This is a genomic window from Brucella sp. NBRC 113783, assembly GCF_040372265.1.
Classification (GTDB): Bacteria; Pseudomonadota; Alphaproteobacteria; order Rhizobiales; family Rhizobiaceae; genus Brucella; species Brucella teleogrylli.
Map to the genome: position 1 here is coordinate 200,265 of NZ_BAABRX010000007.1, position 22,723 is coordinate 222,987.

The window sequence follows — 22,723 nt, forward strand, 5'->3', positions numbered from 1 at the left end:
GCGTCAAGGCCTCGGGTGCTTTCCGCGAATGGAAAGCATCCGGGCAACTAACCCCGGTTGATTTTGCCGCCAACCAGCCGACAGCGGAACCGCTGCGCGCAAGCGCAATGATGCACTGTGGCAGAGGAATTAACGTGTCAACTACGATGAACAATGAGACGGAAAATGGCCGGACACCGGAACGTTTTCTCGAATTGCGCAACATCCACAAGCGGTTCGGCGGCGTGCATGCATTGCGCGGCATCGACCTCACGCTCGATCTAGGAGAGGCTTATCACCTTCTCGGCGAGAATGGATGCGGCAAGAGCACCGTTATCAAGATCATGTCCGGCGCGCATGGTCCGAGCGAGGGTGAAATTGTTCTCAACGGCAAGACCTATAAAGAACTCGATCCGATTCAGTCACTGGCTGCAGGCATCGAGACCGTCTATCAGGACCTTTCACTGATCCCTAACCTCACGGTTGCCGAAAACGTAGCGCTTAATCAGCAGCTCGTTGAAGGCAATGGCAAGTTGTTGCGCCGTTTCGACCGCACCAAGCTGCGCCAGACGGCGGAACGTGCGCTCGCCACTGTCGGGCTGCCGACGGACCGCGCCTTCCTGAACACCATCGTTTCCGAACTGCCGCTTGCCATGCGCCAGCTGGTCGCCATTTCCCGTGCGATCGCCACGAGCGCCAAGCTGGTCATCATGGACGAGCCGACCACGTCGCTGACGCGCCGCGAAGTCGACAACCTCATCGAAGTCGTCAATCGCCTGCGCGCAGACAATGTCGCCGTCCTCTTCGTGACCCACAAGCTCGACGAATGCTATCGCATTGGCGGTAACGCCGTCGTGTTTCGCGACGGCCAGTGCGTGGCGCAAGGCCCGATTGAAAATTACACCAAGAAGCAGTTGTCCGAACTGATGATCGGCCGTGAAATTGACGCCGAACGTTACCGCACCGGCACGCCGGGCGAGGCAGAACTGCTGAAACTGGACGGTCTATCGTCGCCGGATTTCAAGAATGTCAACCTGGCGCTCCGAAAGGGCGAGGTTCTCGGCATTACGGGTCTTGCCGATTCTGGCCGCAACGAGCTGGCAATGGCAATCACCGGCGTTGATCCGGCATCCAACGGCGCGATTACGCTCGAAGGCCGCAAGATCAACGTCAAGAACCCTGCCGAAGCCATAGAACTCGGTATCGGCTATGTGCCGGAGGATCGTCTGGCCGAGGGGCTTTTCCTCGACAAGTCGATTTTCGAAAACGAAATCGCGCTGATCCTGACCCGCCTCAGCAACAAGATCGGCATCGTGGACCAGAAGAAAGGCCGCGAAATCGCAGCCTCGCTGATGGAGCAGATGCGCCTCAATACCAAAAATATGGACCTGCCGGTCGGCGCTCTTTCGGGCGGCAATCAGCAGCGCGTTCTCATCGGTCGCTGGCTCAGCATCGGTCCGAAGCTGCTTGTGCTGCACGGCCCGACTGTCGGCGTCGATGTCGGATCGAAGGATACAATCTACCGCGCAATCCAGACACTGGCCGAAGCAGGCATGGGTCTCATCATCGTCAGCGATGACCTGCCCGAACTGCTGCAAAACGCCGACCGCATTCTCGTCATGAACGCGGGAAGCATCGTCAAGGAATTTGACGCCGCCGAGGCGACGGAAGACCAGCTCTACCAAGCCATGATGTCGTCGCAAAAGGAGCTACCGCAATGAGCGCGTCGCAATATCAGCAGGAACTGGGCCAGACCCGGTCCTTCAAGCTGGGTGACTTCATTCGCAGGCGCCCTGAATCCATCACCTTCTTCCTTCTGGTCGCGATCTGCGTGATCGTGTCGATCGTCAATCCTGCATTCCTGCAGGCTTCGACCCTGATCGATATTGGTCGCGCCAGTGTCGTGATGGGCCTGTTCGCGCTTGGCGTCTTCATCATTCTCGCCGCTGGCGGCATCGATGTCTCGTTTACGGCCATTGCCGCCTGTACAGTCTATTCACTGACGCTTCTGGTGCAGGCCTATATGCCGACGCTGCCCATCGTCTTCGTCATCCTGATGGCGATTGCGGGTGGCGTCATTCTCGGCCTTATCAACGGCGTTTTGGTACACAGTCTGAAAGTTCCGTCGCTGATCGTCACCATTGGCACGCAATATCTGTTCCGTGGCTTTTTGCTCGCGTTCGTCGGCACGGTCTGGATCATGTCGCTGCCGCCGACGATGGGCGCGTTTGGCCGCCTGCCTTTGTTCCAGTTCGAATCCGCCAATGGCGCCACCATCACCATGCCGTTCTACTTCCTGATCCTGCCAGCCGCGGCGATCCTGACCTGGTGGATCTTAAACCGCACCTTGATGGGCCGTGCCATTTTCGCCATGGGCGGCAACAGCCAGATCGCCAGCCGCCTCGGCTATAATCTGCGTACCATCCACCTATTCCTGTTCGGATATGCCGGTGGTCTCGCGGGTCTTGCAGGCATCATCCATGTTTGCGCCAACCGTCAGTCCAGCCCGTTCGACTTTGTCGGAACCGAAATCAGCGTCATCGCCGCTGTGGTTCTGGGCGGCGCACGGATTACCGGCGGCACGGGCAGCGTTTTCGGCACCATTCTGGGCGTTTTGCTCATCACCGTCATCAACAGCGTTCTGGTGCTCGTCGGCATTCCCAGCACATGGCAGCGTCTCGTCGTCGGCTGCTTCATTCTTCTGGCCGCCGCCTTCTTCGTCACCCAGCAGCGCAAGAAATAACCCGATAATCTCAAGAGGAAATCATGAAGAAATTCCTGAACGATCCAGTCAATTTCGTTGATGAGATGCTGGAAGGCATCTATCGGGCGCATCCCGAACTCACCTTCGTCAATGACGACAAGCGCTGCATGGTCACCGCCACGCCGAAGGCTGGCAAGGTTGGCATCGCAACCGGCGGCGGCTCGGGCCATCTGCCGACCTTCCTCGGCTATATCGGCGAAAACATGATCGACGGCGCAGCTGTCGGTGGCGTGTTCCAGTCGCCAAGCGCTGAACAGATGTATCAGGTCACCAAGGCTATCGATCAGGGCGCGGGCGTGCTCTACATCTATGGCAACTACACGGGCGACATCATCAATTTCGACATGGCTGCGGAATTGGCCGACCTCGACGGCATCACCGTCAAGCAGGTTGTCGGCAACGATGACGTAGCTTCGTCGGTCGTCGGTGAAGAACACAAGCGCCGTGGCGTTGCAGGCATTTTCTTCATCTACAAGGCAGCCGGTGCGGCAGCCGCCAACGGCCTGTCGCTCGATGAAGTGACGCGTCTCGCCGACAAGGCGCGCCTGCGCACCCGCACGATGGGTGTTGCGCTATCGAGCTGCGTTGTGCCTGAAATCGGCCATGCCACTTTCTCCATCGGCGACGATGAAATGGAAATCGGCATGGGCATCCATGGCGAACCGGGCATCAGCCGCACCAAGCTTGCACCGGCCGACTCCGTTGTCGACCAGCTTCTGGGCCGCATCTTTGCCGAACAGGATTATGCCAAGGGCGATGAAGTTGCCGTTCTGCTGAACGGTCTCGGCGGCACCCCGCTGGAAGAACTTTACATCATGTTCCGTCGCGTAGCCCAGCTTTTCGACGAGCGCGGCGTCAAGGTAAAGCACATCTGGATCGGCGAATTCGCCACCGCCATGGAAATGGCTGGCGCTTCGATCTCCGTGCTGCATCTGGACGACGAACTGGAGCCGCTTATCGCCGCTTCGGCGAACACGCCGTTCTTCAAGCACATTGCCGGTTGAGGTAACGCCATGAACTCCATCAAGGCTTCCGATCTCATCAACCTCTTCGACAGCTGGAAGCAGCTTTTCGCAGAACAGCGCGAATTCCTGATCGCGCTTGACGGCAAGGTCGGCGACAGCGATCTCGGCATCACCATGAGCAAGGCTTTCGCAGCCGCTGCCGAAGCTACCGCCGCAGAAGGCGAAGCGGCTGGTATCTCCAAGCTGCTGCGTCTGGCGGGTGCCACCATGGCCCGCGTCGCCCCGTCCACTATGGGCACGCTGACGGCAACCGGTTTCCTGCGCGCAAGCAAGGCGACCGAAGGCGTCGAAGAACTGGGCACTGCGGAAGTTGCCGCCTTCTGGCGCGCTTATCGTGACGGTATTGCCGAACGTGGCAAGGCCAAGGTCGGCGACAAGACCCTGCTCGACGTGCTCGATCCGATTGCCGTTACGCTTGAAGCACAGGCTGCCGTCGGTGCTTCCCTGCCCGACGCACTGGCTGCGACAGCCAAGGCCGCTGAAGACGCGCTGGAAGCAACCAAGTCTCTGGTGGCCCAGCATGGCAAGGCAGCAGCCTTCCAGGAAAAGACCATCGGTCTTCAGGATGCCGGTGCGACCGTCGGCACCTTCCTGATCGTCAGAATGTCGGAGTTCGTATCAGCTCATTCCTGATACGTCTCCACACATGTCGAAGGCCGGGAACCCGCCAGATTCCGGCCTTCGATGCGTTTTAGAGATAGGCCAGCATTATAATTTTCGGCGCACGGCAAAAGACGACCCGAACCGTTCTGCCTGTCGTCGTATGCGCATATCCCTGCTGAAGATCGACAATGATGTCGTCATAGTTCAGCACCACGCGGTCCAGCGGATAGACGGCCTTATAAACCGCCTCTTTGGCGCAAAAAAGAATACGATCTGCATCGGCTGCGCCTTCAGGCAAACGGTCGCCCGGCTGTTTCACCAGCGCGGCAATGTCCTCCGGCAGCGCAATAGCCGGCTCCACATCGATCCCGACCGAAAGAAAATCGGCGCTGCTTGCAACAGCAGCAACAGCCATATCGTCATCATGGGCGAGCGACCCGACAATGCCCGATGGCCAGATTGGTTCGCCCGAGCTACCCCGCAAAATCGCAAAACCGCCTCTGCCATGCTTTATGAGCAATTCCCGCGCCGCAAGGCGGGCGGCCCCGCTGGCGCGACGGCGAACCGGATTTCGCGTCGGAAGCGTAGCATTTTCGTCGGCCAGCAATCGGGTTTCATCCCCGTCCCGAATGACCCGGCAAGCGGTTGAAATGCCCGCCGTGGCGACAGCCTGCATGGCTTGGTTCAGCGCAATTTCCAATGGATCGAAGCGCGCCATATCCGTTTCATCAGTCCCGAAGATTGAGGTGGGCGATCATCTCGCCATCTTCATCGAGACCATCTTCGACAAAGCCCGCTTTAGCATAAAGTTGGCGCGCGCCTTCGTTTTCGGGTTCGTAGCAGATCGAGATGCGACGAATATGATCGAGCGCCCTGATCTCAGCCAGGACCAGCTGCAACGCGGCCTTTCCGTAACCCCGCCCCTGAAAAGCGCGGTCGATCATGAAGCGATAGATCAACGCATTGTCCCCGTCGCTTGTCGCATCATACATGAGGAAGCCGACCAGATCGTCGCCTGCAAACACAGCGCGTGGCCGCGCATCCTCGTCCTCGTCCGCTTCCTCCAGTGAACTGGCATTGTCCGCGACCAGCTCTTCCTGACCCGGTGCCAGCTCCAGCGCCGCGATCCGTGACCGCAATTCTGCCGTCACGGCTGCGAGCCGGATTTCGCTCGTGTCGGAGACGGCTTTGCTCAAGCGGCAGCCTCCGTCGGGCGATGCGCTATCGAAGCGCCCGCCTGTTTGACATTGGCCAGCACCGTCCCATCCTTCGTCACCGGGACGACGAAACGGTTGAGCTTGGCCGGATTACCACGCCAGACGGAATAAGGCTCAAGCACCTCACCCTTCATGACAAAGGAATCCACATCAACGATAGAGCCGTCGCCCATGACGACGCCATAATGGACGAATGCCGATGGTCCGAGCGTGCAGCCATTGCCGATGCGGATGAAGTCGGACTTGAAAGCACCCTCCTCCAGCGAATGCGGCTGGATCACACAACCTTCATTCAAGGTTGCATCGTCGCCGATTTCCACCAGCGAACGTTCGGTCAGATTGGCGCCGCCGTCATAGACGCGGCGACCGACCTTCACGCCAAGGCAGCGCAGAATCATCGGACGGAACGGCGTTCCGGCGAAAAGCTGCGTAATCGGCGAATCCGACAGTTTCCAATGGCGCTCATGCCGCCAGAAAGCTTCATCATAGATCGTCGTCATACGCGGTTTCAGTCTGCCGAAGCCGAGCGAGAGCCTTTCGATGAAGATATAGAACGGTATTGCAATGCCCGCCGTCAGAACCACGGCCACAAACAGCGCGTTGTACTTCCAGTCGTCATAATAGTTCAGCGCACGGTCCCAGATCGCCAGCGTTGCAAACAGCATCAGCCATTGCTCCGCCAGGAACATCAGTCCGGTGCGGAAATTGTGGAAGTTCTTGCGGCGCAAGCGGCGCAGGCGGTCCTCTTCCTCAATATTGGCGATCAGTTCCTTGTCGCGATTGACCATGCGCGGAATTTCAAAGCAGGGCGAACCCAGAAGCCCGACATTCTCGCGCATAGGCCCCTCGATCGGCACCATAACCTTGGTGCCGAGCAGACAGTTATCCCCGGTCCGTCCGTCGGACGGATAGAAGATATTATTGCCGAAATAGTTCCGCTCGCCGACCTTGGTATGCTCCAGCCGGAATGTCGCCGCCGACTTGTGCGTGTTGATCATAAACAGACCATCCGACACCATTGTCTGACTGCCGATTTCGCACAGAAGCGGGTTTTCATGCTGCTGGTTGGTGCCGAAATTGGACCCGGTCTGGACCACCTTGTTGAGCTTCCAGCCGATGGCCCGGATATAGTGCACGACGGCAGAACTATCGCCGAACAGCAGATTGAGAAGACGCGAATTGCTGGCCAGTTCCACCATCGACTGCAGCCAGTAATGGAAGCCGTAAAGCGTATAGGTGCGGTTTGGCTTCAGGAACAGGCTGGCCAGTCGCGGCACGGCAACCGCAGCAATAAACGAGGTTGCCAGCACGCCGAATAGCGTAACGGTCGTGCCGATGGCCACGATGCCGATGGTTTCCTGATAATCGTCGCTGACATTTTGCCAGTAGCTATGGAACAGTAAAGGGAACGGCGTGACCAGCATGAACAGCCCGACAAGCTGCACGATCTCGAACATGATACGGCGGGTTTTCGACAGCGTAATGCTGCGCACCTTGCAATAATCCGCAGTAGTGGGCGCTGCGGGCGACCCATGCCAATGTTCACCATCGGGGATGCTCTGGCCACGCTGCAACGACGACGCATGGCCAAGCTGCGCGCCATTGCCGATTTTGGTGTCGATATCGATGGTCGAACCAACGCCCACAAAAGCGCCGTCACCAATGGTGATCGTGCCCGTATGGATATAGCCGCTTTCAGCCGTAAAGCCGAGAATGTTGGATTCGCGGCGCAAAATGGAATTCTCGCCAATGGAAATCAGATCGGTGCAAACCGGAATTGCCCGGCATTCGATGGCCGTGTTGCGGCCAAGCTTTGCACCGAGCAGCCGCAGATAGAGGCTATAGAGCGGATTGCCGCGGAACAGCACCACCGGCGCGGTGCGGATCAAGGTCTTCACCACCCAGAAGCGGTAATAGCGCAGCCCCCAGATTGGAAAGCTTTCTGTCTTCCAGCGTCCGATCAGCAGCCATTTTGCTGCGATGGCAAAGCCCGTCATCGCGAAGAAGCTTGCCCCAGCGAGAACGACACATCGGAAATAGAGCTGAAGCGGGTTGTCGAGCGCGTCATAGACCCAGTCGAGACCGCCATCGAAGAAAACCAGCCCGATATAGGCATAGACTGCATAGAAGGCGAGCTGTGCAGCGCCGCAGGTCCAGTAAGCAAAATTCGATGCCTTGTGAGTGAGTTGACGCTCAACCGTGGCCGCGGTCTTCTGCTGCGGCGCGTGCAGATGCGTCGCCAGACTTGCGATGGTTGGATGCAGGTAGATATCCCGCATCGACGCCGTTTCCCAACCCTGCGCTGTACGCACGCGGGCGCAGAACCGCGCCATCAGCAGCGAATTGGCGCCCAGATCGTCGAAGAAATGATCCTCGACCGAAACTTCATCGAGATTAAGCACTGCGGCCAGCGCGTCCGCCATGAAGCGCTGATCGTCATTGCTCGGCGGGACGATTTCGCGCTCCGCCGAAAGGCGCACATTGGTCGGCTTTGGCAGGCGCTTCAGATCGGCCTTGTTGGAGACCGTCATTGGAATGGCGTCAAGTTCTTCAAGATAGGCGGGAACCATGTAGGACGGCAGACGACGCTTCAGCTCACGCGCAATATCGGCACGCTGCAGCGGTGGCACGCCCGACTTCAGCGCGTAATAGGCGACCAGCTCCACACGACCTGGCTCGATTTCCCAGGTGGTGACGGCAGCTTGCGCAACGCCGGGCTGATCGAGCAGAACGGCTTCGATCTCGCCAAGCTCGATGCGGTAGCCGCGAATCTTCACCTGCGTGTCGATACGCCCATGATACTCGATCTCGCCCGCAGCATTAATGCGCCCCAGATCGCCGGTGCGATAGATGCGTGCTGACGGATTGTTAGGCAGACCGATGAAATCAGGAATGAATTTCTGGTCGGTCAAATCCTGCCGGTTGAGATAACCGACCGCGAGGCCGATACCGGCGATGCCGATTTCGCCCAGTTGATCCGGGTCGGTCAGCTTCGGCTCGGTCGGTTCGATGATGACTATCGAATAGGTCGGCAACGGCGCACCGATGGTCACTGGCTTGTCGGGCGTCAGAACGCCCATGGTTGCCGTGACGGTCGCTTCCGTGGGCCCGTAAGTATTGAGAAGCAGGCGTCCCGGCTTTGTCCAGCGCGCCACCAAATTGAGCGGACAGGCTTCGCCGCCCACCATCAGCAGGCGCAGCTTCGGCACATCGGTTTCGATGGAAGACAAAAGCGTTGGGCTGCACGCCATGCAGTTGATGTCATTCTTCCGCAGGAAATCCGCGAGTTCTTCGCCCACCAGCGTCATCGGCCCCGGGGCGGGCACTACGGTCGCGCCTGCCGTAAACGGCACCCAATATTCTTCAGCCGAAAAATCGAAGGCGATGGTCATGCCGTGATAAACACGGTCGCCCGGCCTGTAGCCATAGGACATCGCCGCGACACGCAGGAAGTTGCAGAAGCTCTGATGCAGGATGGCGACGCCTTTTGGCCTGCCGGTCGTGCCAGACGTATAGAGAATATAGCAAATCTGATCCGGATTTGCGGCCCTTGCAGCCTTGTCCAGTGGCGCGACGGACTGCTTTGAAATTTCAGCGCCCGCCCCGTCGATCAGCACATGCGGCACGGGCATCTGTTCGACGCGGGCCGTATAGGCCTCAAGCGAAATGACGAGCTTTACATTGGCATCCTCGATGATGAGGGCCATGCGATCTTCCGGAAATGCGGTCGCCAGTGGCACATAGGCCGCGCCCGCCTTCATGACGGCGAGCAGCGCGATATACGTGTCGGCAGAACGGTCGAGCAGCAGGCCGATGCGGTCACCAGGACGAACACCGCGTTCGATCAGCAGACGCGCAAACTGGTTGGCGCGGTTGTCGAGTTCCCGATAGGTCCAGTTGCGCCCGTCCGAAACAACGGCAACCGAATCCGAAAATCTGTCGGCCAGTTCTTCGAAGAAGAGGTCCAGCCGTTCGCCCGGTTTTCCGGGGTCAGCGAAATCAGCACCTGTCAGGATCTGCTCGCGAGCAGCCCCAAGACCCGCCTTGCCCAGCGCCTTTTTTCCCTGCGCATCGTCGATGGGCAGACCATTTACGCCTGTCGTCGCTGCGGCTTCGCCGTGTCCAGCGCCACGATTTTCATAATTCATTTTTCAACACTCACTGACCAAAGGTCGAGCATCAACGGGCAATTATACGCGTTAGGCGGCACGCTTTGCCTGCAATGAGGCATTATCTGTCGTCGAACCGTTCACTGCGGGTGAAGAAGACCGCTATTGGCGCAGGCCACTACTCAAACTGGTTGAAATAAGAAAGTGAATTTATTTTTATCTTAGATGTTCGTCTCTCAGTGTTGCAAAACTAGCATACAACGCCGTTCAGATCATCCGCTTTTAGTTCCTATCCACCACTCTTGCAATCTTTCACCGGTCACGGTTAACTGCCGAAATGGCGTTTACATTAAGGCAGTTACAGTATTTCGTTGCAGTTGCGGAGCAAGGGTCGATCACCCGTGCGGCGCAAAAATTGTCAATTTCGCAGTCTTCTGTCACGGAGGCGATCAAGGAGCTGGAAACCGACCTGAATGTCGAGCTTTTCGAGCGCCATCCCCGCGGCCTGACGGTGACACATAACGGCCATCAGTTTCTGCGCCACGCCACCAAGATTCTGACCGGCGTTTCGGATGCCCGCCGCTCTTTCGTCGACCAGCGCATTCAGGAAAAAGGCAAGCTCAATCTTGGTGTAACATCGCTGGTCGCTGGCTACGTGTTGTCCGACCTGCTCGCCCGCTATCGCCGCGCCTTTCCGGGCGTCGAAATCAGCGCCATCGAAGACAATGGTTCCTATCTGGAACATCTGCTTGTTGGCGGTGAACTGGACGTGGCGGTGATGGTGATTTCAAACCTGCGTGACCGCATGGCGCTACATGCGGAAATTCTCGAAACCTCGCCCTATCGGTTGTGGCTGCCGCTCGGGCACGAGCTCGTCTCCATCGACAGCATTTCAGTCAGTGATATCGCGAAGGAACCGCTGATCATGCTGACGGTTGATGAAATCGAGGAAAATACCGGCAAACTTCTGGCCGCCCTCGGTGCCCGTCCGCATGTGGCTTTCCGCACGCGATCGGTGGAAGCCGTGCGCAGTTTGGTGGCCACGGGCGCGGGCATAGCCCTCCTCCCCGATCTCGTCTATCGCCCCTGGTCGCTGGAAGGCGACCGGATCGAAAGCCGCGATGTTTCGGGATCGCTGCCCGTCGTGCAGATTGGTATGGCATGGCGAAAAGGATCGAGCCTGCCGCAATCCGCACGCGACTTCATCGGCATTGCCGAGGCTGCGCGTTCTGGCCGACTGCGTTAGCACACCAGCTCCGATATCGGAAAAATCGATACCAGCTTTCCGATAAATGAATTTGCGAAAGGCAGGGTTTAAGCACACCATCTGCTCCGGGAACAAAATCACTGAATGTGAATAAAACGGGAGTGGTCGATGAGAAAATTTCTGCAATCCTGTACCGCTTTAATGGCCGTCGCGAGCTTTGCCACGCAGGCCATTGCCGCCGAACCGCTGAAAGCAATTGGCGAAGGTGAAGGCGCGCTGAGCATCGTGGCCTGGGCGGGCTATATCGAACGCGGCGAAACCGATAAGAACTACGACTGGGTCACCGATTTCGAAGGGGAAACCGGCTGCAAGGTCAGTGTGAAGACTGCCGCCACCTCCGACGAAATGGTGGCGCTGATGAATGAAGGCGGCTTCGATCTCGTCACCGCCTCTGGTGACGCCTCATTGCGCCTCGTGGCGGGTAAGCGCGTGCAGCCGATCAATACGGACCTCATCCCAAGCTGGAAAACGGTGGACGAACGGCTGCAAAATGCGCCGTGGTTCACCGTCAAAGGCGTGCATTACGGCGTGCCCTATCTCTGGGGTCCGAATGTGCTGATGTACAACACCGAGGTCTTCAAGGGCGAAGCGCCGAAGAGCTGGAACGTGGTGTTCGAAGAACAGACCCTGCCGGACGGCAAGTCCAACAAGGGCCGCGTACAGGCCTATGACGGGCCGATCTATATCGCCGACGCCGCGCTTTATCTCATGAAGCACAAGCCGGAACTCGGCATCAAGAACCCGTACGAACTCAACGAAGACCAGTATAAGGCAGCGCTCGATCTCCTGCGCGGGCAGCGTAAGCTCGTCAGCCGTTATTGGCACGACGCCATGATCCAGATCGATGACTTCAAGAATGAGGGCGTCGTGGCTTCCGGTTCATGGCCGTTCCAGGTCAATCTCCTGAAGTCGGAAAATGCCAAGGTCGGCTCGACTTTCCCAGAAGAAGGCGCAACCGGCTGGGCTGACACCACCATGCTCCACGTGGATAGCGAGCACCCCAATTGCGCCTATAAGTGGTTCGAGCACTCGTTAAAACCGAAGGTTCAGGGCGACGCCGCCGCATGGTTCGGTGCCGTACCGTCCGTTCCAGCAGCCTGTAAGGGCAATGCGCTTCTGACCGACGAAGGCTGCGCGATCAACGGCTTCGATAATTTTGCCAAGATCAGCTTCTGGCGCACACCGACGGCCAAATGCGAAAGCCAGGGCGAATGCGTACCCTATCATCGCTGGGTGTCGGATTATATCGGCGTCATTGGCGGTCGCTGACATCGACCATCACAATTACAAACATTGCCCTTCCTTCAGCTGAAGGAAGGGAACGGACAGACGCGCCCGCCAACGGAGGCTGGCGTTCTCGATGATGGGTAGAGCCATGACAGCAGCAGTTCGTTTTGAAAATGTGAGCCGGCACTTCGGCGAAGTCCGGGCCGTCGATCACGTCAACCTGACCATCGCGCCCGGCGAGTTCTTTGCCATGCTGGGCCCTTCCGGTTCCGGCAAGACGACCTGCCTACGGTTGATCGCGGGCTTCGAACAGCCGACCGACGGAACAATAGAGATTTTTGGCGAAAGCGCCGGTGGCGTGCCGCCCTATCGGCGCAACGTCAACACGGTTTTTCAGGATTATGCGCTGTTTCCGCATCTTAGCATTCTGGACAATGTGGCCTATGGGCTGATGGTGCGGGGTGCCGGAAAGGCTGAACGCCACCGCGCCGCCGAGGAAATGCTCGAACTGGTCAAGCTGCCCGGCTATGGCGCCCGCAAGCCAAGCCAGCTTTCCGGCGGGCAGCGGCAGCGCGTCGCGCTGGCGCGCGCCCTCGTCAACAAGCCGAAAGTGCTACTTCTCGATGAGCCGCTCGGCGCGCTTGACCTCAAACTGCGCGAACAGATGCAGGAAGAGCTCAAGAGCCTGCAAAAGGCGCTCGGCATCACCTTCGTCTTCGTGACCCACGATCAGGGCGAAGCACTGTCCATGGCGGACCGCATCGCAGTCTTCAACAATGGCCGCATCGTTCAGGCCGGAACACCGCAGGAAATCTATAATCGTCCCCAGACCCGTTTCGTTGCGGATTTTGTCGGCTCTTCCAATGTCGTCGCACCGGAAATCATGGCCGCATTTGGCGGCGAGCGCCGCTGGGCCAGCCTCCGGCCGGAATCCATTCGCCTTGCAGATAAAGGCGACAAGGTCGGCGTTGCAGCGCGGATCGAAACCGCCAGCTTTCTCGGCTCCGCCACACGTCTCGGGGTTGAAGCCGAAGGTGCCAGATTGCATGTCATGCTGCCCGCAGGTGCAAGTGTTCCCGAGACGGGATCGGATATCCGCATCGTCTGGAATCCGGTTGACGTTCATTACATGGATCAGGCAGCATGAGCGGCGCGCAGGCTTCCACACTCGGAAACTCCGGAGCAAATTCTGGGGCCAATCCGACCTCCATCCTGCCGCAGCACGGCGGGATACTTGGTCGTCTCTCCGACCTTTTCTGGCGTCGTCCGGGGATGCTGCTGTTTCTCATGCTCACGCCGCCGCTTTTGTGGCTGGGCATTATCTATATCGGCTCGCTGATCGCGCTTCTGTTACAGAGCTTCTTCTCGGTCGACGATTTTTCCGGGCTCATCGACTATAGTTTCACGCTCGCGACCTACGCGCAGCTTTTAAACTCCGCCAATCTCGACATCATCATCCGCACCGTATCAATGGCCGCACTGGTGACGGTTGCGTCTGCCTTCGTCGCCTTTCCAATCGCCTATTATGCCGCCCGCTATGCGCGCGGCCGCTGGAAGGCGTTGTTTTATCTCGGCATCATGCTGCCGCTTTGGTCTAGCTATCTGGTTAAGGTCTATGCGTGGAAGCTGATCCTTGCCAAGGAAGGCATTCTGACCTGGATATTCGCAAAATTGCACCTGTCCTGGCTGCTCGACGGCATCCTGTCTGTGCCAATTATCGGCGGCAATTCACTGTCGGTCAGTTATCTCGGCACGTTCATCGTCTTTGTCTATATCTGGCTGCCCTATATGATCCTGCCGACACAGGCGGCGCTGGAGCGTGTGCCGGGCAATCTGGTGGAAGCCTCGTCCGACCTCGGAGCAACGCCTGCGCAAACCTTCCGAACCGTGCTGATGCCGCTCGCCATGCCCGGCATCATCGCGGGGTCGATCTTCACCTTTTCGCTGACACTCGGCGATTACATCATTCCGCAGATCATCGGCTCGTCGCGCCTGTTCATCGGACAAGCCGTCTATACCCAGCAGGGAACGGCAGGCAATGTGCCGCTCGCTGCTGCCTTCTCCGTCGTGCCGATCGTCATCATGGCCATCTATCTTTGGATCGCCAAGAAACAGGGGGCTTTCGATGCGCTCTGATCGCAACAACCGCGCTTCCTTCGGATTGAAGCTTGCTGCCGGACTGGGCCTCGCCTTCCTGCATCTGCCCATCCTGCTGATCTTCGTCTATGCCTTCACGACGGAAGAGAAAAGCTATCAATGGCCGCCGCCGGGCTTCACACTGCAATGGTTCGCCGTGACATGGAACCGTGCCGATGTGTGGTCGTCGCTTGCGCTCTCCGTGCAGGTGGCCACGATTGCGACCCTGATTGCGCTCGTGCTTGGTACGCTCTGTGCCGCTGCTGTTAGCCGAACCCATTTTTTCGGACGTGAAAGCATTTCGCTGCTGGTCATCCTGCCCATCGCACTGCCCGGCGTTGTCACCGGCATTGCCTTGCGCTCGGCCTTCTCGCTGTTCGACATTCCGTTTTCGATGTGGACCATTGTGCTTGGTCACGCCACCTTCTGCGTGGTGGTCGTCTACAACAATGCCGTGGCCCGCTTTCGACGCACTTCCGGTTCGCTGATCGAAGCCTCGATGGATCTTGGCGCAAACGGGTTCCAGACCTTCCGCTATGTGATCCTGCCGAATATCGGAACGGCCTTGCTCGCAGGCGGCATGCTCGCCTTTGCACTGTCTTTCGACGAAGTGATCGTCACCACATTTACCGGCGGCCAGCAGATGACCCTGCCAATCTGGATGCTTCAGGAACTGATCCGGCCACGCCAGCGCCCCGTCACCAATGTGGTGGCCATGGTAGTGGTTCTGGTGACCTTCCTGCCCATCCTCGCCGCCTACTATCTCACCCGCGATGGCGATCAGGTCGCCGGTCACGGGAAATGACACAAGGGAGAACGATATGAACACCGAAATGCTGATTGGCTCGCGCTTTGAAGCTGGCACGGAAACCGAGGAAAACGTCCTCAATCCCAAGACCGGCGAGACCGTTCTCAAACTGCCGGAAGCCTCGCTGGCGCAGGTCGATGCCGCAGTCAGCGCCGCCGACAAGGCGTTCAAAAGCTGGTCGCGCACCACGCCCGGCGAACGTTCCAACTACCTTCTCAAGATCGCCGATGCGATTGAGCGCGATGCGGAGGCCTTTGCCACACTGGAAGCGCTTAATTGCGGCAAACCGATCAACGCCGTCATCAATGACGAGATTCCGGCCATTGTCGATTGTTACCGCTTCTTTGCTGGCGCGGTGCGCAATCTCCACGGACCGATTGCCGCCGAATATTTGCCGAACCACACGTCGATGATCCGCCGCGATCCGGTCGGCATCATCGGCTCCATCGCCCCGTGGAACTATCCGCTGATGATGATGGCGTGGAAACTGGCGCCAGCCATTGCGGGCGGTAATACGGTGGTTTTCAAACCATCCGAACAGACGCCGCTGACCGCGCTGAAAATGGCCAGACTGCTGGCGGATATTCTGCCGGAGGGTGTCGTCAATATCGTGTTGGGACGTGGTGAAACGGTCGGCAACGCGCTGATCAATCATCCGCGTGTCGATATGGTGTCGATCACTGGGGACGTCGCAACCGGCAAGAAGGTCTTGCAGGCGGCAGCCAAGAGCGTGAAGCGCACCCATCTGGAACTTGGCGGCAAGGCGCCGGTCATCGTCTTTGACGATGCGGATGTGGAAGCTGTCGTCAACGGCATTCGCACCTTCGGCTATTACAATGCCGGTCAGGACTGCACCGCCGCCTGCCGCATCTATGCCGATGCGCGCATCTATGATCGTTTCGTCGCTGACTTGTCATCCGCCGTTTCCAGCATCCGCTACAATCTGGAAGACGACAGCCAAAACGAGATCGGACCACTCATTTCCCGCCGTCAGCGGGATCGTGTCGAGAGTTTTGTCGCCCGCGCCCGCGAGCATAAGCATATCGAGGTGACGACCGGCGGCAAGACATCGGGCGCCAACGGCTTCTTCTTCGAGCCGACCGTGATTGCCGGAGCAACGCAGGATGATGAAATCGTACGCCGCGAAGTCTTCGGTCCGGTTGTTTCGGTCACGCGCTTCAGCGATGTCGATGAAGCCGTGCAATGGGCCAATGACAGCGATTACGGTCTTGCCTCGTCGGTGTGGACCAAAGATGTCAGCAAGGGCATGCAGACCGCAGCCCGCCTGCAATATGGCTGCACCTGGATCAATACACATTTCATGCTGACCAATGAAATGCCGCATGGCGGGTTGAAACAATCCGGCTATGGCAAGGACATGTCGATCTATGCGCTTGAGGACTATACCGCCGTGCGCCATGTCATGATTGCGCATTGAGCGATCACAGATAGAGCGAACGAAACGGCTTGGATGGCGGCAGATTTGCCGCCATTTCCATTTGATCTCAAGGCCTTATCTTTTAATAGCCAGCTAAATTAGCTTGAGCATCAGGGCGACTTGGCCTATTCGGTTCTCGAATTCAATCTCAGGGCGAGCGGGATTTTGAGAATTGACACGCATTAACTGCATTCCCCCAGCGGAGCTGACCGGGCCGCATCTTATTGCGGAATACCGGGAATTGCCGCGTGTTTTCGCCCTTGTGAAAGCAGCGATCCAGCGCGGCGAAACCACCACGGATCGGAGAAACCCGCCCGCCTACACGCTTGGAACCGGCCATGTCCGGTTTTTCTATATGCGCCTCGGCTATCTGGCGAAACGTCAGGCCTCGCTTGTGGCCGAAATGCAGGCCAGAGGTTACGCGCCCCAGTTCACCGCAACCCATGAATTGCCGATCGGCATCCCGCCTGAATGGTGTTGCGACTGGGAACCTTCCGACGAAGCAATGGCGATCAACAGAGCCCGTATTGCCGAACGTCTGCGGAAATAGGCTCGACTGGACGCCAGCACATAAACAACCATACCTAGAAGCAACCCGGAAATACAATTGATTACCGTAGGTTGAAGCTGAGTTTAAATAAAACGAGGATACTTATGTAATTTTCAAATTATTCACTAGATTGTATATTTCTAAACAATAATACTATATTCTGGAAAGTACGGATAAAATTTGATATGATTAAGCAGCAACATCCCCCATGCTGAGACATACCGCATGACAGAGAAAAAAGCGGCGCCGGAAAAGAAGCACGCTCTGGACCAGCAGACATCGTCTTTTACCGACGCTGTTGAAGAGATTGCGCGGAAGCTGCAAAAGCCCTTGCAGCCCGATCTTGAAGACGACTTCATTCGCTATGCGCTCGACAGCGCTGCGATTGTCGCTCACACGGATGTGCGCGGCATCATCACCTATGTCAATCGCAAGTTCTGTGAGATCAGCGGCTATACGGCGCGCGAACTGATCGGCGCGAACCACCGCATCCTGCATTCGGGCGTCCACAGCAAGGACTTCTTTCGCGACATGTATCGCGAGATCGCCCATGGCAAAATCTGGCACGGCGAAATCTGCAATCGGCGCAAGGACGGCTCGCATTACTGGGTCGATACAACCATCGTCCCGCATTTGTCACCTGCTGGAAAGGTGGATAGCTACACGGCCATCCGCTTTGATATTTCCGACCGCAAGAAACTTGAAAGCGCCTTGCGGACCAGCAAGGAACATCTCGACCGGCTGGCCAATCTCGACCCGCTGACCGGACTACCGAACCGCCGTCGTTTTCAGGAATATCTGGAAATGCAGGTGCAGGACCACGAAAGGTCCAACGGCATATTCCATCTGGCGCTGCTCGATGTGGACTCCTTCAAGGAGGTCAATGACACGTTCGGGCATCACGCAGGCGATGTTCTGCTCCAGAATATCGGCAAGCGTCTGCGGTCCTTCGAGGACAGTCAGTTGTTCATGTCGCGCATGGGCGGCGACGAGTTCAGCCTCATTCTCGTCGGCGCGACGGACTGCGAAGCCGATGAGCTTTTCGAAGAAATTCTCGAAGCCATTCGTCAGCCCATGGTGATTGGCACGACTCCACGGCGCATATCGTCCAGCCTCGGCATTGCGCGCTTTCCGCGCGATGGCAAGGATGTCGGCAATCTGTTCAAGGCGGCAGATCTCGCGCTCTACAAAGCCAAGGCTCTGGGACGGGACCGCGTGGAAGTGTTCCAGCCGCAGCTGCGCGAAGTCGCCCGGCGCAAATCCGCGCTCTATGAAGAGATCGAGGGCGGGCTGGAACATGGCGAATTCGAACTGCATTATCAGCCGATCATTCCGCTGCTTTCCGGTCAGGCAATTTCGTTGGAAGCGCTGATGCGCTGGCGTCATCCCGAACGGGGATTGCTCACGCCTGCCTATTTCGGCGAAGGCTTTGAAGACCCGGCCATACGGGCGGCGCTCGGCATGTTCATGCTGGAGCGGATTTTTGCGGATGCTCAATCGCTGCGTCAGGCGGAAGCGCCCTTGCATCGCATTGCGATGAATCTGACCAATTCCGATTTCCGCTCGGATATCTTTCTCGACCGCTTCTTTGAATTATGCGCCGAAACCGGTATCGGACCGGAGAGCTTCAGCGCGGAGATGACGGAAGGCATGTTGCTCGGCCTTGCGCAAAAGCGCGTCGAACAGGGTCTCAAACGGCTTCACATGGCAGGCGTGGAAGTCGCCCTTGATGATTTTGGAACCGGCTTCGCCTCGCTCACGCATTTGCGCCGCCTGCCGATTGATCGCCTTAAGATCGACCGCAGCTTTGTGGCCAATATCGCGGCTTCACCGGAAGATCGGGCCATCGTGCGCGGCGTCATTCAGATCGCCCATAGTCTCGGCAAGACGGTGACCGCCGAAGGCGTCGAAACCATCAAACAGATCGACCTTTTGAGTGACATGAAATGCGATCATTTGCAGGGCTGGTATTTCAGCCCCGCCTGTGAGGTGCGCGAACTGCCAGAGGTTCTCGCCATGATGCCCAAACTGGATGCCGAAAAGCTGCATTAAATAGCCCGCACTTTCCAAGGAGATAGGCCGATGCGCACTGCGCACCGGAATTGTTGCCGTTTTGACATAGTGCGCTTCTTTTTGTCATCGAAGGCCCTTGACAACGTTTACCAGGGCGCGACTCGTGCTATTAATCTTGCATCTCGCCATTGGGGGCTTTGGCGGAGATTCACCGCCCTAGCGCGTTTATTCGCGGCTGGGGCGGTTTCGTTTTGGGGCGCGTTTTAACGCCTTGCAAAATACGCATATCTCGGTTGCAGGATCGGTTGTTGTAAGGCCCGGCTCACGGCTCTATTTTGCAGTTGTTCGGTTTTACTCCTCCTCCCAAAAACCGAACCTGAAGCGCGATACTCCTCCTCCCAATCGCGCTTTACCAATCCGCCCGCAGCAACTCTCCTCCTCCCAAATTGCTGCGGGCGTTTTGCTATCCAGATTTCCCTTAAAAAGATAAATCCTTGATGCGGACCTTTCAGCCCGCGATCTTTCCGCCTGTCATGGGCGCAGGTACGCCTGTTGTGCTTGGAAAACTGATCGGCAAGCCACGCAAGGCGCGCACGGCGAGAAACGCGAAGCACTCAGCCTCAACCGCATCGCCCCGCCAGCCCAAGGTCTCGACCGGCACAAGCTCGACGCCAGCACGCTCGACCAGCATACGCATCATCGTCGGGTTGTGACGCCCGCCACCGGAGACCGCCAGCCGGTTCGGGCGCTGTGGCAGAATATCGAGCGCCTTTGCCACCGCCGATGTGGTGAAAGCGGTGAGCGTTGCAGCCCCGTCTTCATCGCTGAGGCCATCAGCCATAGCAGCTGTAAAGTCAAAGCGGTCCAGCGATTTCGGAAAAGGCGCGGTCATATAAGGATGTTCAAGCAGTTTGGCGAGGCGCGCTTCGTCAACCTCGCCTTGCGCCGCCAGCGCGCCGTCGCGGTCCATCTCGCCCAAACCACGCGCTTTCATGAAATCATTGATCGGCGCATTGGCCGGGCCGGTATCGAAGGCGACCAGCGTGTCGCCGCCATCCCACCAAGTAATATTGCCGACACCGCCGAGATTGAGAATCGCCGTATCGCCGCTGGCATCGGCACTGCGCAGCAAAGCCGCGTGATAGATTGCAGCCAGGGGCGCACCCTGTCCGCCTGCACGAATGTCGGCGGTGCGGAAATCATAGACAACCTTTGTGCCCAGCAACTCGCTCATCAGCGCACCGTCGCCAAGCTGGCGCGTATCGCCAAGCCGTCCCGGCTGTGGCGCACGATGCAACACGGTTTGGCCATGAAAACCGACAACGCCGATATCGGCCATAATCAGCCCGCTTTCTTCAACCAGCGCGCGCACGGCAGCCGATTGCGCTCGGGTCAGGGCATCTTCCGCCTCGGCAAAAATCGCCGGTTCCGGGCCTTCAAAATTCCAAACGCGGGCTTCGGCCTGCGCCTGCTGCAACAGTTCCAGAATACCGTCCGGATAAGGCTTCAGCGCATAGGTGCCGAATATATCGACCGTCTCGCCATCCGTTTTCAAAAGCGCGACGTCGATATTTCCATCGAGAACGGTGCCGGTCATCAGACCCACGGCCCAGATTGGCTGCATAGAATTCTCCAGACTCTCACATTACCGAGAGTCTGAGTATTAAAGGAGTTCGCCGTTCAATGGAAATGGTCAGGCGCTGACACGCATCCCCTTTTCCGGCTCGAAGACGTGGCTCGTTGCCGGATCAATGGCGATTGGCAGCACATCGCCTGGACGCACGGTCAAACGCTCACGGAACAGGCAGGTGATCGGCTGCGTGCCGAGCTTGCCCATGACCATGATTTCCGAACCGGTCGGCTCGACGATTTCCGCCGTAACCGGAACGCCGCCTTCTGCGATCTTCATATGCTCGGGGCGTACGCCATAGACGGCCTTGGCCGAAAGGCTGGAATAGTCACCTTGCGGCAGCGACAGGCGGAAACCGCCCTCAGCCACGAACGAACCTTCCTCGATCTTGCCATTGATGAAATTCATCGACGGCGAGCCGATGAAGCCCGCAACGAACATATTGGCCGGGCGATCATAAAGGTCGAGCGGCGCGCCGATCTGCTCGACCAGACCATCGCGCATCACCACAATCTTGTCGGCCATGGTCATGGCTTCGATCTGGTCGTGGGTCACATAGATGGTGGTGGTCTTCAGGCGCTGATGCAGGCCCTTGATCTCGCCGCGCATCTGCACGCGCAGCTTGGCATCAAGGTTGGAGAGCGGTTCGTCGAACAGGAACACCTGCGGATCGCGCACAATGGCGCGGCCCATGGCCACGCGCTGGCGCTGACCTCCGGAAAGCTGGCGCGGAAAGCGGTCGAGCAGCTTGTTGAGGCCGAGAATTTCGGCTGCACGCGCAACGCGGTTGTCGCGCTCTTCCTTGGGCGCGTTCTTGAGCATGAGCGCGAAGCCCATATTGTCGGCAACCGTCATATGCGGATAAAGCGCATAGTTCTGGAATACCATGGCGATGTCGCGTTCCTTGGCGCGCAGGTCGTTTACCACGCGCGGACCGATGGCGATTTCGCCGTCGCTGATTTCCTCAAGCCCTGCGATCATACGCAGAAGCGTGGACTTTCCACAGCCCGAAGGGCCGACGAGCACGACGAACTCGCCGTCCTCGATGCTGACTGACACGCCGTGCAGAACACCGACATTGCCATATTTCTTGACTGCATTACGGATGGATACAGATGCCATCTTGAACCTCAACTCTTATTTGACGGCGCCTGCGGTCAGACCTGCAACGATCTGGCGCTGTGCGAAGACGGTAAGCAACAGAACAGGCAGAGTGACCACAAGTGCTGCGGCAGCGAGCGGCCCCCAGCTCACCTGTTCGAAGGAAAGCATGTTATAGACAGCGACCGGCAGCGTGCGCGTTTCGCGGCTTGCGAGCACGATCCCGAACACGAAATTGTTCCAGGAGAAGATCACTGCAAGAATAAGCGACACCACGATGCCGGGCTTGGCAATGGGCAGCGCTACTTTGAGAAACACCTGCAACGAGGACGCGCCGTCGATTATCGCCGCCTCTTCCAGTTCCATCGGCGTCGTTTCGAAATAACCGATCATGATCCAGATCACGATTGGAACAGTGACGACCAGATGGATGATGATCTGCGGCCAGAGCGTGCCAAGCAGACTCAGTGTCTGGAACAGAAGGAACAGCGGGATCAGATAGGACAGACCCGGCGTCATGCGGGCGATCATGATGACAATCGCCGATTTATGCGCCTTGAGTCGCGCGATGCCGTAGCCCGCTGGAACCCCGACCAGAAGGGCGAGCAGTGTCGCCATGCCGGTCACCAGAAGGCTGTTCCAGAAATAGAGCAGAAAATCATTGGCTTCGAAAATCTGCGTATAGTTCGACCAGGCGAAACGTTCCGGGATCAGGATCGGCGGATAGGCACCGTTGTCGATTTCGTATTTGAGCGAAAGCGACAGCATCCAGATGAAAAAGAAAAGCGCCGGCGAAACGATAACGAAAACAAGAAGCGCAGTGCCGAGCTTCGACAGAATTGACTTGCGTGCCATG

General features: G+C 57.9%; 18 protein-coding genes. 12 read left to right on the forward strand and 6 right to left on the reverse strand.

Features of this window, described 5'->3' with window-relative positions; translation table 11 throughout:
• Positions 1–146 precede the first annotated feature (146 nt).
• From ABWW11_RS19780 to ABWW11_RS19795, 4 genes are read left to right on the forward strand one after another with little or no spacing between them, the layout of a single operon-like run.
• On the forward strand, positions 147–1,700 hold the full coding sequence (locus tag ABWW11_RS19780) for a sugar ABC transporter ATP-binding protein (protein WP_109367648.1): 1,554 nt from the start codon (positions 147–149) through the stop codon (positions 1,698–1,700).
• On the forward strand, positions 1,697–2,722 hold the full coding sequence (locus ABWW11_RS19785) for an ABC transporter permease (RefSeq protein WP_109367649.1): 1,026 nt from the start codon (positions 1,697–1,699) through the stop codon (positions 2,720–2,722). Before ABWW11_RS19780 ends, ABWW11_RS19785 begins: the two co-directional genes overlap by 4 nt.
• Positions 2,723–2,745: 23 nt before the next feature.
• Positions 2,746–3,747 carry a dihydroxyacetone kinase subunit DhaK gene (locus ABWW11_RS19790; RefSeq protein WP_109367650.1) on the forward strand — a complete coding sequence of 334 codons (1,002 nt, stop codon included), beginning with the start codon at positions 2,746–2,748 and terminating at the stop codon, positions 3,745–3,747.
• 9 nt (positions 3,748–3,756) lie between these two features.
• Positions 3,757–4,401: a dihydroxyacetone kinase family protein gene (locus ABWW11_RS19795; protein WP_109367651.1), complete on the forward strand. Its 645-nt coding sequence runs from the start codon at positions 3,757–3,759 to the stop codon at positions 4,399–4,401.
• Between the two features lie 58 nt (positions 4,402–4,459).
• Here ABWW11_RS19795 and ABWW11_RS19800 read toward each other — a convergent pair whose 3' ends face one another.
• The 3 genes from ABWW11_RS19800 to ABWW11_RS19810 are packed head-to-tail and all read right to left on the reverse strand — an operon-like array spanning position 4,460 to position 9,736.
• Positions 4,460–5,089, reverse strand: a complete 630-nt coding sequence (locus tag ABWW11_RS19800; RefSeq protein WP_109367652.1) for a 4'-phosphopantetheinyl transferase family protein — start codon at positions 5,087–5,089, stop codon at positions 4,460–4,462.
• Between the two features lie 10 nt (positions 5,090–5,099).
• Positions 5,100–5,567 carry a GNAT family N-acetyltransferase gene (locus ABWW11_RS19805; protein ID WP_235858979.1) on the reverse strand — a complete coding sequence of 156 codons (468 nt, stop codon included), beginning with the start codon at positions 5,565–5,567 and terminating at the stop codon, positions 5,100–5,102.
• Positions 5,564–9,736 carry a Pls/PosA family non-ribosomal peptide synthetase gene (locus ABWW11_RS19810; protein WP_109367653.1) on the reverse strand — a complete coding sequence of 1,391 codons (4,173 nt, stop codon included), beginning with the start codon at positions 9,734–9,736 and terminating at the stop codon, positions 5,564–5,566. Before ABWW11_RS19810 ends, ABWW11_RS19805 begins: the two co-directional genes overlap by 4 nt.
• 298 nt (positions 9,737–10,034) lie before the next feature.
• Between ABWW11_RS19810 and ABWW11_RS19815 the strand changes: the two genes are divergently transcribed.
• From ABWW11_RS19815 to ABWW11_RS19850, 8 genes are all read left to right on the forward strand, one after another.
• On the forward strand, positions 10,035–10,943 hold the full coding sequence (locus tag ABWW11_RS19815; RefSeq protein ID WP_109367654.1) for a LysR family transcriptional regulator: 909 nt from the start codon (positions 10,035–10,037) through the stop codon (positions 10,941–10,943).
• A gap of 129 nt (positions 10,944–11,072) precedes the next feature.
• Entirely contained in the window at positions 11,073–12,233 is a 1,161-nt protein-coding gene (locus ABWW11_RS19820) for an ABC transporter substrate-binding protein (protein WP_121538754.1), read from the forward strand.
• Between the two features lie 106 nt (positions 12,234–12,339).
• Entirely contained in the window at positions 12,340–13,338 is a 999-nt protein-coding gene (locus ABWW11_RS19825) for an ABC transporter ATP-binding protein (protein WP_109367656.1), read from the forward strand.
• Entirely contained in the window at positions 13,335–14,327 is a 993-nt protein-coding gene (locus tag ABWW11_RS19830) for an ABC transporter permease (RefSeq protein WP_109367657.1), read from the forward strand. The genes ABWW11_RS19825 and ABWW11_RS19830 overlap by 4 nt, the downstream gene beginning before the upstream one ends.
• Positions 14,317–15,132 carry an ABC transporter permease gene (locus tag ABWW11_RS19835; RefSeq protein ID WP_109367658.1) on the forward strand — a complete coding sequence of 272 codons (816 nt, stop codon included), beginning with the start codon at positions 14,317–14,319 and terminating at the stop codon, positions 15,130–15,132. The genes ABWW11_RS19830 and ABWW11_RS19835 overlap by 11 nt, the downstream gene beginning before the upstream one ends.
• A gap of 16 nt (positions 15,133–15,148) precedes the next feature.
• Positions 15,149–16,573, forward strand: a complete 1,425-nt coding sequence (locus tag ABWW11_RS19840; RefSeq protein WP_109367659.1) for a gamma-aminobutyraldehyde dehydrogenase — start codon at positions 15,149–15,151, stop codon at positions 16,571–16,573.
• 172 nt (positions 16,574–16,745) lie between these two features.
• Positions 16,746–17,123 (forward strand): pyrimidine dimer DNA glycosylase/endonuclease V, encoded by a 378-nt coding sequence (locus ABWW11_RS19845; RefSeq protein ID WP_109367660.1) that lies wholly within the window; start codon positions 16,746–16,748, stop codon positions 17,121–17,123.
• 225 nt (positions 17,124–17,348) lie between these two features.
• Positions 17,349–19,175, forward strand: coding sequence for a putative bifunctional diguanylate cyclase/phosphodiesterase (locus tag ABWW11_RS19850; protein ID WP_319080887.1), 1,827 nt, complete (start codon positions 17,349–17,351; stop codon positions 19,173–19,175).
• Positions 19,176–19,644: 469 nt separating this feature from the next.
• Here ABWW11_RS19850 and ABWW11_RS19855 read toward each other — a convergent pair whose 3' ends face one another.
• The 3 genes from ABWW11_RS19855 to ABWW11_RS19865 form a co-directional block, all read right to left on the reverse strand.
• Entirely contained in the window at positions 19,645–20,760 is a 1,116-nt protein-coding gene (locus ABWW11_RS19855) for an anhydro-N-acetylmuramic acid kinase (protein WP_109367662.1), read from the reverse strand.
• A gap of 69 nt (positions 20,761–20,829) precedes the next feature.
• Positions 20,830–21,888: an ABC transporter ATP-binding protein gene (locus ABWW11_RS19860; RefSeq protein WP_121538752.1), complete on the reverse strand. Its 1,059-nt coding sequence runs from the start codon at positions 21,886–21,888 to the stop codon at positions 20,830–20,832.
• A gap of 15 nt (positions 21,889–21,903) precedes the next feature.
• A complete protein-coding gene (locus ABWW11_RS19865; protein ID WP_109367664.1) occupies positions 21,904–22,722 on the reverse strand; it encodes a carbohydrate ABC transporter permease in 819 nt (272 codons plus the stop codon).
• Position 22,723 lies beyond the last annotated feature (1 nt).

Bases quoted from the DNA above. Each gene is read 5' to 3' on its own strand.
- ABWW11_RS19830 (WP_109367657.1), top strand. From the start codon at position 13,335: ATGAGCGGCGCGCAGGCTTCCACACTCGGAAACTCCGGAGCAAATTCT.
- ABWW11_RS19865 (WP_109367664.1), bottom strand. From the start codon at position 22,722: ATGGCACGCAAGTCAATTCTGTCGAAGCTCGGCACTGCGCTTCTTGTT.
- ABWW11_RS19800 (WP_109367652.1), bottom strand. From the start codon at position 5,089: ATGGCGCGCTTCGATCCATTGGAAATTGCGCTGAACCAAGCCATGCAG.
- ABWW11_RS19820 (WP_121538754.1), top strand. From the start codon at position 11,073: ATGAGAAAATTTCTGCAATCCTGTACCGCTTTAATGGCCGTCGCGAGC.
- ABWW11_RS19785 (WP_109367649.1), top strand. From the start codon at position 1,697: ATGAGCGCGTCGCAATATCAGCAGGAACTGGGCCAGACCCGGTCCTTC.
- ABWW11_RS19825 (WP_109367656.1), top strand. From the start codon at position 12,340: ATGACAGCAGCAGTTCGTTTTGAAAATGTGAGCCGGCACTTCGGCGAA.
- ABWW11_RS19840 (WP_109367659.1), top strand. From the start codon at position 15,149: ATGAACACCGAAATGCTGATTGGCTCGCGCTTTGAAGCTGGCACGGAA.
- ABWW11_RS19790 (WP_109367650.1), top strand. From the start codon at position 2,746: ATGAAGAAATTCCTGAACGATCCAGTCAATTTCGTTGATGAGATGCTG.
- ABWW11_RS19795 (WP_109367651.1), top strand. From the start codon at position 3,757: ATGAACTCCATCAAGGCTTCCGATCTCATCAACCTCTTCGACAGCTGG.
- ABWW11_RS19810 (WP_109367653.1), bottom strand. From the start codon at position 9,736: ATGAATTATGAAAATCGTGGCGCTGGACACGGCGAAGCCGCAGCGACG.
- ABWW11_RS19850 (WP_319080887.1), top strand. From the start codon at position 17,349: ATGACAGAGAAAAAAGCGGCGCCGGAAAAGAAGCACGCTCTGGACCAG.
- ABWW11_RS19855 (WP_109367662.1), bottom strand. From the start codon at position 20,760: ATGCAGCCAATCTGGGCCGTGGGTCTGATGACCGGCACCGTTCTCGAT.
- ABWW11_RS19860 (WP_121538752.1), bottom strand. From the start codon at position 21,888: ATGGCATCTGTATCCATCCGTAATGCAGTCAAGAAATATGGCAATGTC.
- ABWW11_RS19780 (WP_109367648.1), top strand. From the start codon at position 147: ATGAACAATGAGACGGAAAATGGCCGGACACCGGAACGTTTTCTCGAA.
- ABWW11_RS19815 (WP_109367654.1), top strand. From the start codon at position 10,035: ATGGCGTTTACATTAAGGCAGTTACAGTATTTCGTTGCAGTTGCGGAG.
- ABWW11_RS19835 (WP_109367658.1), top strand. From the start codon at position 14,317: ATGCGCTCTGATCGCAACAACCGCGCTTCCTTCGGATTGAAGCTTGCT.